The organism is Rhodococcus sp. IEGM 1379 (assembly GCF_030056815.1).
GTDB lineage: Bacteria > Actinomycetota > Actinomycetes > Mycobacteriales > Mycobacteriaceae > Rhodococcus_F.
In genome coordinates this window covers 1-13049 of record NZ_JASHKR010000109.1, presented here as the reverse complement: position 1 = coordinate 13049, position 13049 = coordinate 1, and the positions used below count along the sequence as shown (strand labels likewise).

Below are 13049 nucleotides of genomic sequence, written 5' to 3'. Positions count from 1 at the left end.
GGGTGTGGCGCAGCTTGGTAGCGCGCTTCGTTCGGGACGAAGAGGTCGTGGGTTCAAATCCCGCCACCCCGACAGTGAAGAACTTGAAGAAGGCACTTTTTCCGCAAGGAGAAGGTGCCTTCTTTTGTTGTGAACGCCGGTTGGAACACTTGTGAGGTGCATTCGCGGGTGCGCTACCGTGCACTCGAGGAGTTGGTGACAGTGAGCAAGAACGAGGACTTCGCACACAACGACATAGCCAGTCGCAGCCGCCGAGAAAAGGCGTTGGGGTTGGCCAAGTTTGCGTGGGATCGAGGGATCACCGGCGCCGAACTGCTGGACATGCCCGAGGATAGGTTGCGCAAGCTCGCTCGAGCGGCCGACGCGAACCCGCCGAGCACCCGCGAGACCTGGACTATTGCGGCAGGGCTCATCAACGAGAAGGATCAGTGGGCGTCGACGCACCCCGATAGGCCGGAAGCGCAGCGAGCGCATCCCGACGAGAAGATCATGTGGGTGAAAAAGCCGATCGAGCCCTGGCTTTAGCGAGTCTTCTGCTTCTCCAGACACGCCATCACGCGGGCTGCGTTCTTCTCCAGGATCGCCGCGTATTCGCGGATATCGCCGGCATCCGGAGTGCCACTCATCACCGAAATCGTGAGCACATCACCTACCGAATAAATTCCGTGGTTGAACGGACTCCGCGGTGACACGTACGGAAATGATGCGGTCAGCACGATTCTGGAATCACCCAAAGTCATGGTGGCCGGGCCTCGATTGACGCTACTCGCCACTGTTCCCAGTTTCGGTTCAGCGGACAGTTTCGGTTTGACTGCGATTGCCGGAAGTTCGTATTGCAACGCGCGTACTGCTCGGAAGGCATCGGGAAATCCGGCTTTGCCCTTCACATTGTTTTCCGTGATGGCAACGATTCGGTCCGCGGGATCTTCCTTGTCCATCGCCAAATCGATGTGATAGCACCCCATGTGGTTTTGTCCGCGCACATCGGCGTCGGCCGGCGCTCCGGACATCACTTGCATGGACCGTGGACTCTTGTCACCGAAACGTTCTTCCAACGAAAAAGAAATAATTGTCTGGGCGACGCTGGTAACCGTCACTCCCGGCCAGAATCCCTTGAAGTCGCGGATCTGTCTCAGATCAAGCGTGATTGCTGCGGCCGACCGCTTGCCTGAAAACGTCACGGTTCCGCCCCCGGAATTGGGGGCATCGTGTTTCCTGGTTTCCGGCAATGCTCGAATTGCTCGGACGTACTGTCGTGGAGTTCCGAGAAGCCCTTTGACCGCCAACCACCACGGGTTCGGCGCTGTCAGTTCCGGAACAAACTCCGGAAGAGGCGTCGACGAGAACAGAGCCTGAACAATCGCGTTGTACGTACGACCGTCGCCCAACGCATGTGACGCCTTCAAAATCACTGCGGTGGCTTCGCCCTGCATGCCGGGCGCGTCACGAATACCTCGAACGACGTGCAGTCGCCAGAGGCATTCGTAGGGGTCGACGATCTGCGCGGCGATCTCACTGAAGTACTCGAAAATACCTTCCCACGAAGTTATTTCGGTGCTGTCGTCGACATGATCGGCGATGTCGAATGGTTCCGAGTCAACCCAGTGCGGGAAGTTCAATCCACCGGGAACCGTGGTCACCGTCCATCGCAATTCAGGAATTTTCGACGCTCGATCTCCAAGGAAATCGAGCAGTTCCGACTTACCCAACGGAATCGAAGTGCCTGAATCGAACAAGAAGATCGTCAGAACATCCGTTGATCGATCCACGACATTGGCAGCAATCAATTCGAAATCAACCGAAGTCAGTTGGTTCGTAGGCATAAATCATCTCCGACACGGAAACCAGCAAGCGGGCGAGCTTAACCATAAGCATCGCCCGCCGCTATCGCGAATTAGCCACCCCGACCCGCTATGGTTTAGCGCCCAACTCGATAAGCACAGACTCCAGGGTTCGCCAGCGATCTCGACTTTCGGATGGCAGTTTGCCGATGATCTTTGAGGCGTCTCGCAGCGCGTCAGCCAATTTGACCTCGTCGCCGTCCAGTAAACCCCGGTAGTTCGTATCCAAGAGATACGGGGCGTCCACGCTGATCAGAATCGACACGCTGTCGAGAAGGATCTCCAGATCGCGCGCCGCAATGGCATCATCGTCGGCATTCGAAGCAGCGACATAGTCGAAATCGCCCCGCCACAGCGCTGTCCGCAACGTGTCGTTCCGCAGCGTGATCACAGTCCCCAACGAACGCTGACGATTATTACGCTCATTGAGCGCGAGGACTTCATGAGCCAAGCGAAGCACGTTGTCGTCTGTCATGGACGCTCCCACAACTATCAAGTGACCAGTCGCCATGAGGGACTGAACAATTGATCCCAACGGACGCCGTTCAGCGTCATACCTGACGAAGTCTCGTCGACTCAGCACTATGCTGGACGGGTCTGAAATATCGCCGTGCAACTTGAGAATCCAGGGCCGATCGGCAGTAATCTCACCTCGAGGGAGTACTGCGATCGAATCTGTTCCGTGAGCTGATTCAAAGGCTTTCTCGTACAGCGAGTCGTAGTTTGTAGTAACAACTTTCGAGACTCCAAGGGTCGCCAACAGGCAGTGCGCCATCGACGGCTCGACTCCTCCGCCCGTCAACTCGGCAACGCGCTTGCCTAGGTCGTCCTTCTCCATGGACTTCGATAACAGTTGCGCGCGATCCAAAACCCCTAAGCGGGCAAAGTCCTCGGCACTCACCGCAGGAAGTACATCACTTCGAATCTCCTCGAGAAGTTCGTCCCACGTCGGCAAGCCTGCAGGAATGCTGACTCCGGCACCCAATAGCAGTGAGACATCTCCCGCCTGCATCTTGTCGGAAAGTTCCTGAACATGCACCGGCACACCGGCATTGCGCAGGTAGCCGCGCCGAACCGATTGGTAGGCGGCATAGTCAGCAGCGTTGGCGACAACAAACGCGATATCGAAGTCGTACTTGTCTGCGCACAGCATCGCAGCCTCGATCAATGCCTTGATGACATCGCCCCGGACCATCCCCTGCCCGCCCAAACCGACTCCGAAGGTCGGCAACGCAACAAGCGGTTTGACTCGGCTTCCACCGGTCTGAATTCCAGCTGCCGCAATCGTCTCGAGGACCTCGTACATGCCTTCGACCAGCCACTGCACTGATATTCGAGACGCTACGTTCAACAGCCAGACTGGCTGCCCAGCCTGTGGAAACGACCGAACTCGCCCGGCGCCCGGCGGCGCCTGGACTACCGGTCCAGTGAGTCCGAGCACCGGCCACCAGTGCTCGCGTGGCTGGAAGCTACCGCTCGTAGACACAACGGCAGCATCCCAGTCCACCGATTCGAGTCGGCCTCGAACTACAAACACATGACCGGTACTCGCATTATTCTCAGCCGTACGCGACTCCCAAACTCCGTCACTCGATGCAGTGGTACTTCACCAGCTCCTGGGCAGCAGTTACACCCCGGCGAGGGTTTCCTTAGCCCAGCGGTAGTCGGCTTTACCGCTCGGTGAGCGCAGGATTGCCGGAACCAGAACTATGGAACGCGGAATCTTGTACCCCGCAACGTGAATACGGCAATGCTCGGACAGCGCGTCCAGTTCCACATCTTCGAAGCCCGGCCGGACCTGAACGACAGCCGCAACTTTTTCACCGAATCGCGTATCGGGTGCGCCGGCAACCAGAGCGTCGAAAACCGCCGGATGGGTTTTCAGTGCCTGCTCCACTTCTTCGGGGTAAATCTTCTCCCCGCCGGAGTTGATGCACATGGAACCGCGGCCGAGAAGCACGATCGAGCCGTCTTTTTCTATCGTGCCCATGTCGCCGAGCACTGCCATCCGGATGCCGTCGACGACGGGGAAGGTGGCGGCGGATTTTTCGGGATCGTCGAAGTAGGCGACGGGTACATGTCCAGCCCTGGCGATGAAGCCGACTTCGTCGGATCCGGGTTCGATACGGCGGAATTCGTCGTCGACCAGGATCATGTTGGGGTTGGAGCGAATTCGTTTTGTTCCGTCTTCGCTGAATTCAACGACGCCGTCGTTGCCGGATTCGGAGGCTCCGAACGCGTCTTTGACAACCAGACCGGGGAGTCGAGTCTTCAACTCTTCCTTGAGGTTCGGCGAGAATAGCGCACCGCCGGAGCCGATCAGCTTGAGCGTCGAAAGATCATACTTTCCTTCACTTGCTGCCATTGCGTCAGCGATAGGCCGTGCGATCGCGTCGCCGACGACCGTGATGCCGGTGATCTTCTCGGCCTCGACCAACCTCAGGACTTCCATCGGATCGAAGGAGTGGGTAAGCACTCGCGGAGCACCCATGAGGAAGGCTGTGAGCAGCGAGAGGATGGCGGCGCCGTGCATGAGCGGCGGAATGAGCAGCAATACAGTCGGATTCGTGTTCGCAACTGCTGCCTCGACCACTTCTTCGAGGGTGCGACGCGGCGGCCCACTGAGGTTGGCGCCGGACAGTGCAGCGAAGAAGAAGTCCTCGTGCCGCCAGACAACTCCCTTGGGCATGCCGGTCGTACCACCGGTGTAGATGATGAAGTGGTCGTCATTGGATCGGACGCCGAAATGTCGTGCGTCGGACTGCACAGCCAACGCACTCTCGTATTCGTCACCCACGGTGAGAATGTGCCGAATCTCGGGACATTGCGGGACGACTGCCCGTGCGAGGGGCGCGAATTCGCTCTCGACCAGAAGCGCGACCATCTTCGAATTGGTGTAAACGTAAACAAGCTCGGCGCCGGTGTAGCGAAAGTTGACGTTGATCGGAACGGCCCGGATCTTCATGCAGGCAATGAGTGCCTCGACGTATTCGACGCAGTTCCGCATATGGATTCCGACGTGTTGCCCGGGTCCGACTCCGACGGACCGGAGGTGATGAGCCAATCGGTTGGCCCGCATTTCGAGTTCCCCATAACTGAGGCGCTGATCTTCGAAAATCAGCGGCGTGCGATCGGGAATCGCATCGGCAACGGCCTCGAACAGGTCGGCAATGTTCAGGGTCATCGGCTTCCTCACTACACATGTCTTCACGTACCGGTACAGGTCTTTCGCGAAGCTAACACGTTGACCGACCGGTCGAGTTCGAATTGCGCAGCGTGTCCCGCTGTGCGAGAACTTTCGGACATCAGAACCTCATCGAAAGTGTGCGAATTAACCAGGGTAGCCTGACCTAATGCACCCACGCTCGCCCCAGCGGACCCGCACGTCGGTCCGAATCGCCATAGTCGCACTGGCGACGCTCTTTGCTACGACAGCCTGCGGAAATAGCGACGCCGGAAGCAACGCGAACGGAAATACCGACGTCGCAACCGGCGGCCAACTGTTCAGCACCGCGGACTCCGAAACGGCGAAGCTCGGCAGTGACGCTGCACCCGGGGAATTCCCTCGCACCGTCAAACACGCACTGGGTGAGACCACCCTCAATACCAAGCCGTCGCGCGTCATCGTCCTCGACAGCGGCGAATTGGATGAAGTTCTTTCGCTCGGAATCACCCCGGTAGGTATGGCAAGCCCGGAAAGCGCGGCGGGTCAGCCGTCGTACCTCGCCGACAAGCTGGTGGGTGTCCCCGATGTGGGCACAACCAACAATCTCAATCTCGAGGCCATCACCGCACTGAAGCCCGATCTGATTCTCGGCAGCAAGTTGCGCCAGGACAAGCTGTACCCACAACTGTCCGCGATCGCGCCGACAGTGTTCAGCATCCGTCCGGGGTTCCCGTGGAAGGAAAACTTCCTCCTTGCCGGCGACGCACTGGGCGAGGAAACGAAGGCCGAACAGGTCCTCAACGACTACCAGACACATGCCGATCAGGTTCGTGAGTCGATCGACGGTTCACCGACTATCTCCTTGGTGCGCTTCATGTCCGGCAAGTTGCGCCTCTACGGCAACTTGTCCTTCATCGGCGTCATCCTGAAGGACGTCGGGCTCCCCCGCCCGGCCGTTCAGGACATCGACGAACTCGCAGTCGAGGTCAGCCCGGAAACCATCACCGAGGCCGAGGGGGATCGAATCTTCTACTCCAGCTACGGAAAACCAGCCGATACCGGCCAGGCAACCGTGGTCGCCGGGCCATTGTGGGCCAGCATGAATGCCGTCAAGGAAGGTCGCGCCACCGAGGTGAGCGACGAGACCTGGTTCTTGGGCCTCGGTCCGACAGGTGCCGGCCTGGTTCTCGACGATCTGCAGGTAAAGCTCGGCAAGTAGTAACCACCGAAGACAAGGCCGCCGTTCGACTCTCGGGAGTCGAACGGCGGCCTTGTCTTCTCGAAGCGAGCACTCCCTACTTGTCAGTCTGGCTCTAGTCGGCGGGGCAACCGCTTGCTCCACAGACCCTTCCGTCTCAGCGGAAACCACAGCAGCATCCGAGACCACATCCTCGGCAGCGAGCGCCGCCGCAGTTGATGCGTTGGTCGCCCCGTTCTCCATAAACCCACCGAAAACCTTGTAGCAGAATCTGTTCCGCTGGCCGAGGTTCTCACCTTGCTGGAAATTCCGGTCGCCGGTATTCCTTCCACGACGACGCAACAGCTTCCCGCTGCTCTCAACGATGTGCCGCGCATCGGCTCGACGATGGCTCCCGATGTGGAACGGATCATCAAGCTCTCCCCCGATCTGGTGATTGCAGCGGAGACCTCGCGCAGCACGATCGAGGCCAGCTTGGCCGGCGCCACCACGCCCGCGGCATTCCTCGAGACCGACAGCTTCGGCGATCTCGAGTTTGCCGTCGGAGTGTTGGGCGAAGCCTCCGACAAGCAAGCCGAAGCCGATAAATTCTCGCATCGATGACTGCGAGCGAGACAGCGCTTTCAACACGAAGTTCTCGAGGTGGTCACATCGCTGAACCGCACGTTGGGAATTGCCGTGTTGATGGTGCTGCGCGACCTCAATCAGGCGTCGACGCTCAGCGATCGCATCGTCGCTCTGGCATCGGGGCAGGTTGTCGCCGAGGGAACGCCCGGTGAGGTACTGACTCCCGATCTGATTCGTGGCGTCCACGGCATGGAAGCCGAGGTGGAAGAGCATCCCCTCACCGCCCGCCCCCGAATCCACTTGGTTCGACGGCAATGGAATGTCGCCGAGACCGCCATCCCGATGTACACACCCGAGGCGCACTAATGCTGTCCGATGCAGAACACGAAAAGTCTCTGGATGCCTACCGCACCTTTCTCGCCGAGCGCAAAACTGTTGTCATCTCGACGAAGGACGAGAACGGTGAGCCGTTTCTGTCGATCGTTCCTTTTGCCATTCCCGAGGATTCGCTCTACGTCTACGTGAGCGAGATCGCCGATCACTACACCTACCTGCACAATGCCGAGACTGCCTGTGTCCTGATTTACGGGGGCGAGAGCGAATCTGTCAATCTCTTCGACATCGAACGAGCCCGCTTCGCCTGCACCGTCATAGAGTGCGCGGAAGAAGGACACGATGCCGCGTTCGAGAAGCTCGGGGCACGCACGAACGCCAAGATGGTTGACCTGCTTCGAACCTTGGACTTCCATCTCTTCCGCCTCACTCCGCAACAGGGGCGCTACGTTGTCGGTTTCGGCAAGGCTTTCGACGTGATCTTCGACGGCAGTCGTTTCGATCATGGTGTTATCGACAAGAATCCTGTCGCTACAGAAAGCAACTGACACAACATCTTCTGACTGTTGCCCAGCTCTTCATCGAGCTGGGCAACAGTCATTTCACACCAGATTCAGGGCATGAATCGGTCGATGAAGGTGTTGCTGAAGACTCGGTGCGGGTCGTATTTGTCGAAAGTCCCCAGTGCGAAGTCCCAGTTCCCGTCTCCACCGGCACGGAAGGTGGCAGGTATTGTGCGAGAAAGGAATTCGTCGTCCTGATATGCCGCATCGTTGGTGAATGCCCACCCCTTCGACCACTCCGGCCGGAAGATGGCGTAATCCCCGGAGTAATTCGCGACCATCCACTTTTCCATCTCACGAAGGAATGCCGACAGCCCCCGCGTGCCGGGAATCGACACCACATTCATCCAGATCGCGGTGTCCCAATCATCACGATCTGCGCGGGGCCGAACTGCGGAGAGATCAGGCACTCCGGCACTGTCAACCAGGACTTCGTCATCATTGTCGACGCCGCACAGTCGCACTTCGAATGGCATGTTGACGGGGTACTGCCCCAACGAGGCGTAATGCGTCATCCGCTCATTCAGCCAACTCGTCATCTCGTGGACAACGCGGGCGATGTTGGACCGCTTGGTGATGACGGCCCCTCCGCCGGCGACGACACGCAACGTCGTGTGCCGCAGGTAGAACAAGACGTCCTTGGACCAACCCCACAGGTCGTCGGTATCAGTGAGCACGAGTCCAGCTGCGACGGCACCGAACTGCGAAGCTCCGAACAGCGGTGTAGCTGCCTGTAATCCCTTGGCCACCAACCCCAGCGGGGTGGTAACTGCTTCGGGGAGCGCGTCGGAGAAGAAGTAGTTGTACGGCCCGTGCACTTCCCTCGACTCGGGCGGCTTGACGGGCGTCGGTGTCCAGACTTTCAGCCACGGCGTCGCTGTGAACGGAAACCAGATGGCCTCGACGCGTCCGGATGCTTCGACAAAGCTCTCGTATGTCCGCCCCGGTGAGCCCGGCGGCGCGAAAAGCTCCTGCCAGGTGATGTCGGTAAAACTCTGGCACCGCAACCGGTAGTTCTCGCCGGCCTGCAGCGTCACAGAGGTCACGAAGGTACGTCCGAGGTGGGTCAGAAATGCTGTGCTCTCGAAGTCGGATCGCTTGAATTCGCGCAACTGGTAACTGTTCTCGGATGCGTCCCAGGCCACCACTGTCATGGCTGTGATGAGATTGCTCAGAGATCCGTACGACTGACCTGGCGTAATCGTCTCCCCGGCAGCCGGGTACGTAGCGCCGTGGGCGCCGATCGCGAGGGCGCCCGCGATGGACAGCTCACCGATGGCCGGGGCATTGGCCCAACCGAGCCCCTGATCTTGAAGCGCCGCAAGTATCTTCTCGATGCTGGCACCCGCACCCGCTGTGACGGTTGACGGCGTGCCGTGCTGCACCGCAACGGAATTCAGATGGACCATGGTGTCCACCAGCAGCACACGATCGACCGGCGCACCCGGAACAACCGTCAGCGGACTCCACCCGTGCATAGTGCCGCGCGCTCGCACGGTATATCCATGCTCGTGCGCCCAGTTCGACAGAATCACTACGTCATCCGCACTTCGAGCGGTTGCCGTCCAGACGCTGTCGAGAACAATTTCCTTGGACCAGTTGGCGTAGGCCTGCTGAGACAACGGAATTCCGGCCGGAAACTCGGGCGGCGAAACCAGCGTGGATTGCGGACCCCACGGCACCGCACCGGCCGGCGCCCAGGACATCCCGGCAACTGCAACGGCCCCGGCTCCGGCCGCGAGGAATCCGCGCCTGCTCACCGAACCGGACTTCTCTTGCACCACATCTTCTTGCGTCACTGTCCACTCGCCTCTGCCGACTCGGTCTACGTCAGGACGAACGTAGAACAGATTCGATTACGATGCCAGTGGTTCCGTAATAATCGTTATGAAACTTACGAAGCGAACACCGCATAGATCGCCTCCGGCGCACCATCGAAAGCACCGACGATCAGCCACACTGTCAAGAGCGTGAGCGCTGGGCCGATCAGAATTTTCTCGACGTTGCCGCCGGCACGGATCGAGAGAAACGATGGCAGTCGCTGCTCCCACCAGCGTTTACCACCCAACGGAATGAGCGGCGCAAGGAACGGAACGCCTTCCTTGGTGATTGCATCCCCGAGGCAATGCGTCGCACAACCCAATGCGACCGCGACCCCCAATCCGGTGGATCCCGCCTCGCTCGGATACCACTGCCACGTCAGCGCGGACAGAGCCAAGGCCATCGCTGACACGATCAGCCAGCCCTTCTCCTTCGCGAAGTCACCCGCCAATCCGCGGATCGCGAGCCCCAAACAGAAGAACAAGGTGATGATGATCGCGGGCTTTCCGAACTGCACGACCAACGCTGACACTCCGGCGCCCAGGCCGGCCGCGAACAGCGCGGTGTGCGTGAGCGTCCGGTGCCCGCCGCGACGCTTACCGTCCTTCTTGCCTTTTGTGAGGCGGTAGAACGCCACCGATACGGCGTCGACGCCCTGCGCAAGAGCCTTGCTGATCGGCCCGAACGACCGCGCGACAGTCGATTGACCGGTGTCCAGATCCGGAAGCAGCGCAGCGCCCGCACAGACCCCGGCAAAGGTCAGAGTCTCGGCAGTGGAGGTGGGGCCACCCCAATCGAGCGGCAAGAGTTCGGCAACCACCAGACCAACGGCAGCACCGGACATTGCGTGGGTAGGACCCATAACCATGACGCACAACACCTTCCGAAGCGCGCCCCGACACGTGCGTCGGGGCCGCTCCAGAACGTAGCAAGTGCCACCGACAGACTTTCCTCATTTCGGCACGGCCGCACCATTCCGGCTCAAAGGAATTGCTACGTAGCTACTTTCATCAGCAGTATCACTCGTCGACGGTGCAGGCGATCGTGACAGCTACGCCCGGCGATGCCTCTAAAACAGCTATCGCCTCACCGCTCGGAACGGCCTCACCGATGGAAACTGCCTCACCAATCTCGACGGCCGGCACAGACCCACCCGGCGTCGTCCTCATGTCGACTACAGACACATCCCCCGCCAGCACTACCGCCGGTTCCGCGTCGAACGCTATCTGCCCTTCCTCGATCAGCTTGTGAAGTTCCTCGCCCGAGATCGGAGCGACCTGACTACACGTGGTGGCCACCCCCGCTTCAACCGGACCGGGCACGCTGCCAGTGCTCAGCACCACCGGCGAACTTTCGGAGATCGGATCGGAAGCCCAGGCGATACCCGGAACAACTGCCGCTCCCAGCACTGCTATCGACGCTGCCGCTACAGCAATTCGTCGGGCCCGCGTTCCCTTGGCCGTCGTTCGTGTCATCGTTCACTCCTGTCGTTCATTTGGGCGCTGTCTGCATCCGAGTACCGACGTTAGGGAGCCGATACTGCTGATCCGTTAGCGATTTCTTAGGGTTTGATGAGAATGCAATGCCCTGATGCACCGGCGAGCCGAAGCGCCGGAATCCGGTGGCACTATGGCCTGGTGAGCACATCCGAACGCATCCTGATCGTGGACGACGACACCAAGGTTCTGGCCTCCCTCGAACGCGGACTGCGCCTATCGGGATTCGATACCGACACCGCAGTAGACGGTCGGTCTGCACTCACCGCCGTGAGCAAGCGGTGCCCGTCGGCAATCGTTCTCGACGTCAACATGCCCGGCCTCGACGGTGTCGGGGTGGTCACTGTCTTGCGCGCCATCGGCAACGAGGTGCCGATCTGCGTTCTCAGCGCACGCAGTTCGGTTGGCGATCGCATCGCAGGTCTCGAGGCCGGTGCCGACGACTATCTCACCAAGCCGTTCGAGTTGGGCGAATTGGTCGCCAGGCTTCGGGCGTTGTTGCGACGCACGGCACATACCGAGCCGAAGACCAGCCGGCCGATTTCGGTGGGGCCACTTACCGTCGATCTGCCCGGTCACCGCGCGTACGTCGGCAGCACAAGAATCGAACTGACCAAAAGGGAATTCGATCTGCTTGCTGTTCTCGCCGAACATACCGGAGTGGTACTGAGCCGGCCGCAACTTCTTCGGCTGGTGTGGGGCTACGATTTTGCCGCCGATACCAATGTCGTGGACGTCTTTGTCACGTACCTGCGCAAGAAACTGGAAGTGGACGGCACGCCTCGACTGATCCATACCGTTCGCGGCGTCGGTTTCGTTCTGCGGACCGAACGATGAAGCGGCCATTGTCATTACAGATGCGAGTTGCGATCGCTTCCGGCTTGGCGGCCGGTATCGTGATTGCCGCAATCGGTATCGCGTTCGTAGTGTTCTTGCGCGTCAACGGCTCCGAGCAACTGGACCGCACCCTCAATTCCGTTACGCTCGGGATAGCTGCGGATTCGACATATGCGATTCGAACCGAAGAACCAACTGTTGCATCTACGCCGGCCGTCATCTCCCCAGGTACCGTTTTACAGCCACTTACCGACATCCGCACTCGTGACGTCGTCCTCCCCGGCGAGAGCGGAGTGGCGTTGGCCGTCAGCGTGCCCGAAGATCCTCTGACACAGGCAATTCGAGAACAAACATTCCAAGTTTCTGCTGCAGCTGCAATCGCGATACTGGTCGCGGCGGGGCTCGGGTGGATTCTCACCGGCTGTGCCGTGCGTCCTCTTCAGGAATTGACGAAGACAACCAGTTCGATCGGCAACAACCTCGATATCGAAGGGCTGTCCCGCCACGCCCCGTCGGTGCGTGGCACCCGCGAGGCCGAAGAACTCTCCGACGCGATACACAGCATGCTCAGCCGAATCGAACTCGATCGCAGCCGAACCGAGCGGGCACTGGAGTCAGCCCGCGATTTCGCCCGTGTATCCGCCCATGAATTGCGTACCCCTCTCACAGCAATGCGCACAGACCTGGAAGTTCTTGCGACACTGAAACTCACCGACGCTCAGCGACGCGACCTTGCCGCCGAACTTCTGGAGTCGCAGCTACAGATCGAGCGCACTCTCACCGATCTCGAGACTCTCGCCCTCGGAGAGGTCGCGGATACCGCGGACTACGCCTGCGTCGATCTGGTGGAAATAGCCGACCGAGTCGTCGACGAAGCCGGCCGAACGCACAGCGGCACGACAATCACCCTGGACGGCCCTGAAAGTTTGACCGTTCAGGCTTTCCCCGCCGGCATCCGGTTGGTGCTGGCCAACGCGATAACCAACTCGGTCAGGCACGGATGCGCCAGTCGCATCAATGTCGCCGTAAGTCCCGGTAAGAGTGCCGGCGCCGCCACCATAGTCGTCGACGACAACGGAACACTGATCGACAAATCAATCCGGAAGTCGATGTTCGAGCGTTTTGTGCGCGGCCCGAGCGCTGCTGACACCGGCAGTGGATTGGGGTTAGCGCCAATACCGTTCAGTTAGTGGCTAGAATGGTGAATACCGGTGAATGAGTGGGCTG

At 59.8% G+C, this 13049-nt stretch carries 13 protein-coding genes and 1 tRNA gene; 8 read left to right on the top strand and 6 right to left on the bottom strand.

The window, feature by feature from the left end:
- Both QM600_RS27160 and QM600_RS27155 read left to right on the top strand, forming a co-directional pair.
- Window positions 1-72 (top strand) — tRNA-Pro (locus QM600_RS27160).
- Window positions 73-201: 129 nt separating this feature from the next.
- Window positions 202-525 carry a hypothetical protein gene (locus tag QM600_RS27155; protein ID WP_283264871.1) on the top strand — a complete coding sequence of 108 codons (324 nt, stop codon included), beginning with the start codon at window positions 202-204 and terminating at the stop codon, window positions 523-525.
- Here the strand turns inward: QM600_RS27155 and QM600_RS27150 are convergent.
- The 3 genes from QM600_RS27150 to QM600_RS27140 all read right to left on the bottom strand — a co-directional run bounded on the left by QM600_RS27150 (window position 522) and on the right by QM600_RS27140 (window position 5025).
- Window positions 522-1823, bottom strand: coding sequence for a wax ester/triacylglycerol synthase domain-containing protein (locus QM600_RS27150; RefSeq protein ID WP_283264868.1), 1302 nt, complete (start codon window positions 1821-1823; stop codon window positions 522-524). The genes QM600_RS27155 and QM600_RS27150 overlap by 4 nt on opposite strands.
- 88 nt (window positions 1824-1911) lie before the next feature.
- A complete protein-coding gene (locus tag QM600_RS27145; RefSeq protein ID WP_283264867.1) occupies window positions 1912-3348 on the bottom strand; it encodes an SIR2 family protein in 1437 nt (478 codons plus the stop codon).
- A gap of 120 nt (window positions 3349-3468) precedes the next feature.
- The gene (locus tag QM600_RS27140; RefSeq protein ID WP_283264866.1) at window positions 3469-5025 is read right to left on the bottom strand and encodes an acyl-CoA synthetase; all 1557 of its coding nucleotides are present in this window, start codon (window positions 5023-5025) and stop codon (window positions 3469-3471) included.
- Window positions 5026-5194: 169 nt separating this feature from the next.
- Here QM600_RS27140 and QM600_RS27135 point away from each other — a divergent pair, with 169 nt between their 5' ends.
- The 4 genes from QM600_RS27135 to QM600_RS27120 all read left to right on the top strand — a co-directional run bounded on the left by QM600_RS27135 (window position 5195) and on the right by QM600_RS27120 (window position 7653).
- The gene (locus QM600_RS27135; RefSeq protein ID WP_283264865.1) at window positions 5195-6226 is read left to right on the top strand and encodes an ABC transporter substrate-binding protein; all 1032 of its coding nucleotides are present in this window, start codon (window positions 5195-5197) and stop codon (window positions 6224-6226) included.
- Between the two features lie 276 nt (window positions 6227-6502).
- Window positions 6503-6808, top strand: coding sequence for an ABC transporter substrate-binding protein (locus QM600_RS27130; protein WP_283264864.1), 306 nt, complete (start codon window positions 6503-6505; stop codon window positions 6806-6808).
- A 39-nt stretch (window positions 6809-6847) separates the two neighbouring features.
- Window positions 6848-7138: an ATP-binding cassette domain-containing protein gene (locus QM600_RS27125; protein ID WP_283264863.1), complete on the top strand. Its 291-nt coding sequence runs from the start codon at window positions 6848-6850 to the stop codon at window positions 7136-7138.
- Entirely contained in the window at window positions 7138-7653 is a 516-nt protein-coding gene (locus QM600_RS27120) for a pyridoxamine 5'-phosphate oxidase family protein (protein WP_283264862.1), read from the top strand. The genes QM600_RS27125 and QM600_RS27120 overlap by 1 nt, the downstream gene beginning before the upstream one ends.
- A 65-nt stretch (window positions 7654-7718) precedes the next feature.
- On the opposite strand, the gene QM600_RS27115 is transcribed toward QM600_RS27120, so the two are convergent.
- The 3 genes from QM600_RS27115 to QM600_RS27105 all read right to left on the bottom strand — a co-directional run bounded on the left by QM600_RS27115 (window position 7719) and on the right by QM600_RS27105 (window position 10964).
- Window positions 7719-9374 carry a cholesterol oxidase substrate-binding domain-containing protein gene (locus QM600_RS27115; RefSeq protein ID WP_283264870.1) on the bottom strand — a complete coding sequence of 552 codons (1656 nt, stop codon included), beginning with the start codon at window positions 9372-9374 and terminating at the stop codon, window positions 7719-7721.
- A gap of 188 nt (window positions 9375-9562) precedes the next feature.
- Window positions 9563-10357, bottom strand: a complete 795-nt coding sequence (locus tag QM600_RS27110) for a metal-dependent hydrolase (protein ID WP_283264861.1) — start codon at window positions 10355-10357, stop codon at window positions 9563-9565.
- A 151-nt stretch (window positions 10358-10508) separates the two neighbouring features.
- Complete coding sequence (locus QM600_RS27105) at window positions 10509-10964, bottom strand: light harvesting protein subunit alpha (RefSeq protein ID WP_283264860.1); 456 nt, start codon at window positions 10962-10964, stop codon at window positions 10509-10511.
- A gap of 159 nt (window positions 10965-11123) precedes the next feature.
- Here QM600_RS27105 and QM600_RS27100 point away from each other — a divergent pair, with 159 nt between their 5' ends.
- The gene (locus QM600_RS27100) at window positions 11124-11822 is read left to right on the top strand and encodes a response regulator transcription factor (protein ID WP_502943118.1); all 699 of its coding nucleotides are present in this window, start codon (window positions 11124-11126) and stop codon (window positions 11820-11822) included.
- 20 nt (window positions 11823-11842) lie between these two features.
- On the top strand, window positions 11843-13012 hold the full coding sequence (locus tag QM600_RS27095; protein ID WP_283264859.1) for a sensor histidine kinase: 1170 nt from the start codon (window positions 11843-11845) through the stop codon (window positions 13010-13012).
- The last annotated feature ends 37 nt before the right edge of the window (window positions 13013-13049 follow it).

What these genes read in the sequence shown, in the direction of transcription:
- QM600_RS27140 (WP_283264866.1), bottom strand. Translation starts at nt 5,025, where the DNA reads ATGACCCTGAACATTGCCGACCTGTTCGAGGCCGTTGCCGATGCGATT.
- QM600_RS27120 (WP_283264862.1), top strand. Translation starts at nt 7,138, where the DNA reads ATGCTGTCCGATGCAGAACACGAAAAGTCTCTGGATGCCTACCGCACC.
- QM600_RS27150 (WP_283264868.1), bottom strand. Translation starts at nt 1,823, where the DNA reads ATGCCTACGAACCAACTGACTTCGGTTGATTTCGAATTGATTGCTGCC.
- QM600_RS27115 (WP_283264870.1), bottom strand. Translation starts at nt 9,374, where the DNA reads ATGTCCTGGGCGCCGGCCGGTGCGGTGCCGTGGGGTCCGCAATCCACG.
- QM600_RS27110 (WP_283264861.1), bottom strand. Translation starts at nt 10,357, where the DNA reads ATGGTTATGGGTCCTACCCACGCAATGTCCGGTGCTGCCGTTGGTCTG.
- QM600_RS27135 (WP_283264865.1), top strand. Translation starts at nt 5,195, where the DNA reads ATGCACCCACGCTCGCCCCAGCGGACCCGCACGTCGGTCCGAATCGCC.
- QM600_RS27105 (WP_283264860.1), bottom strand. Translation starts at nt 10,964, where the DNA reads ATGACACGAACGACGGCCAAGGGAACGCGGGCCCGACGAATTGCTGTA.
- QM600_RS27095 (WP_283264859.1), top strand. Translation starts at nt 11,843, where the DNA reads ATGCGAGTTGCGATCGCTTCCGGCTTGGCGGCCGGTATCGTGATTGCC.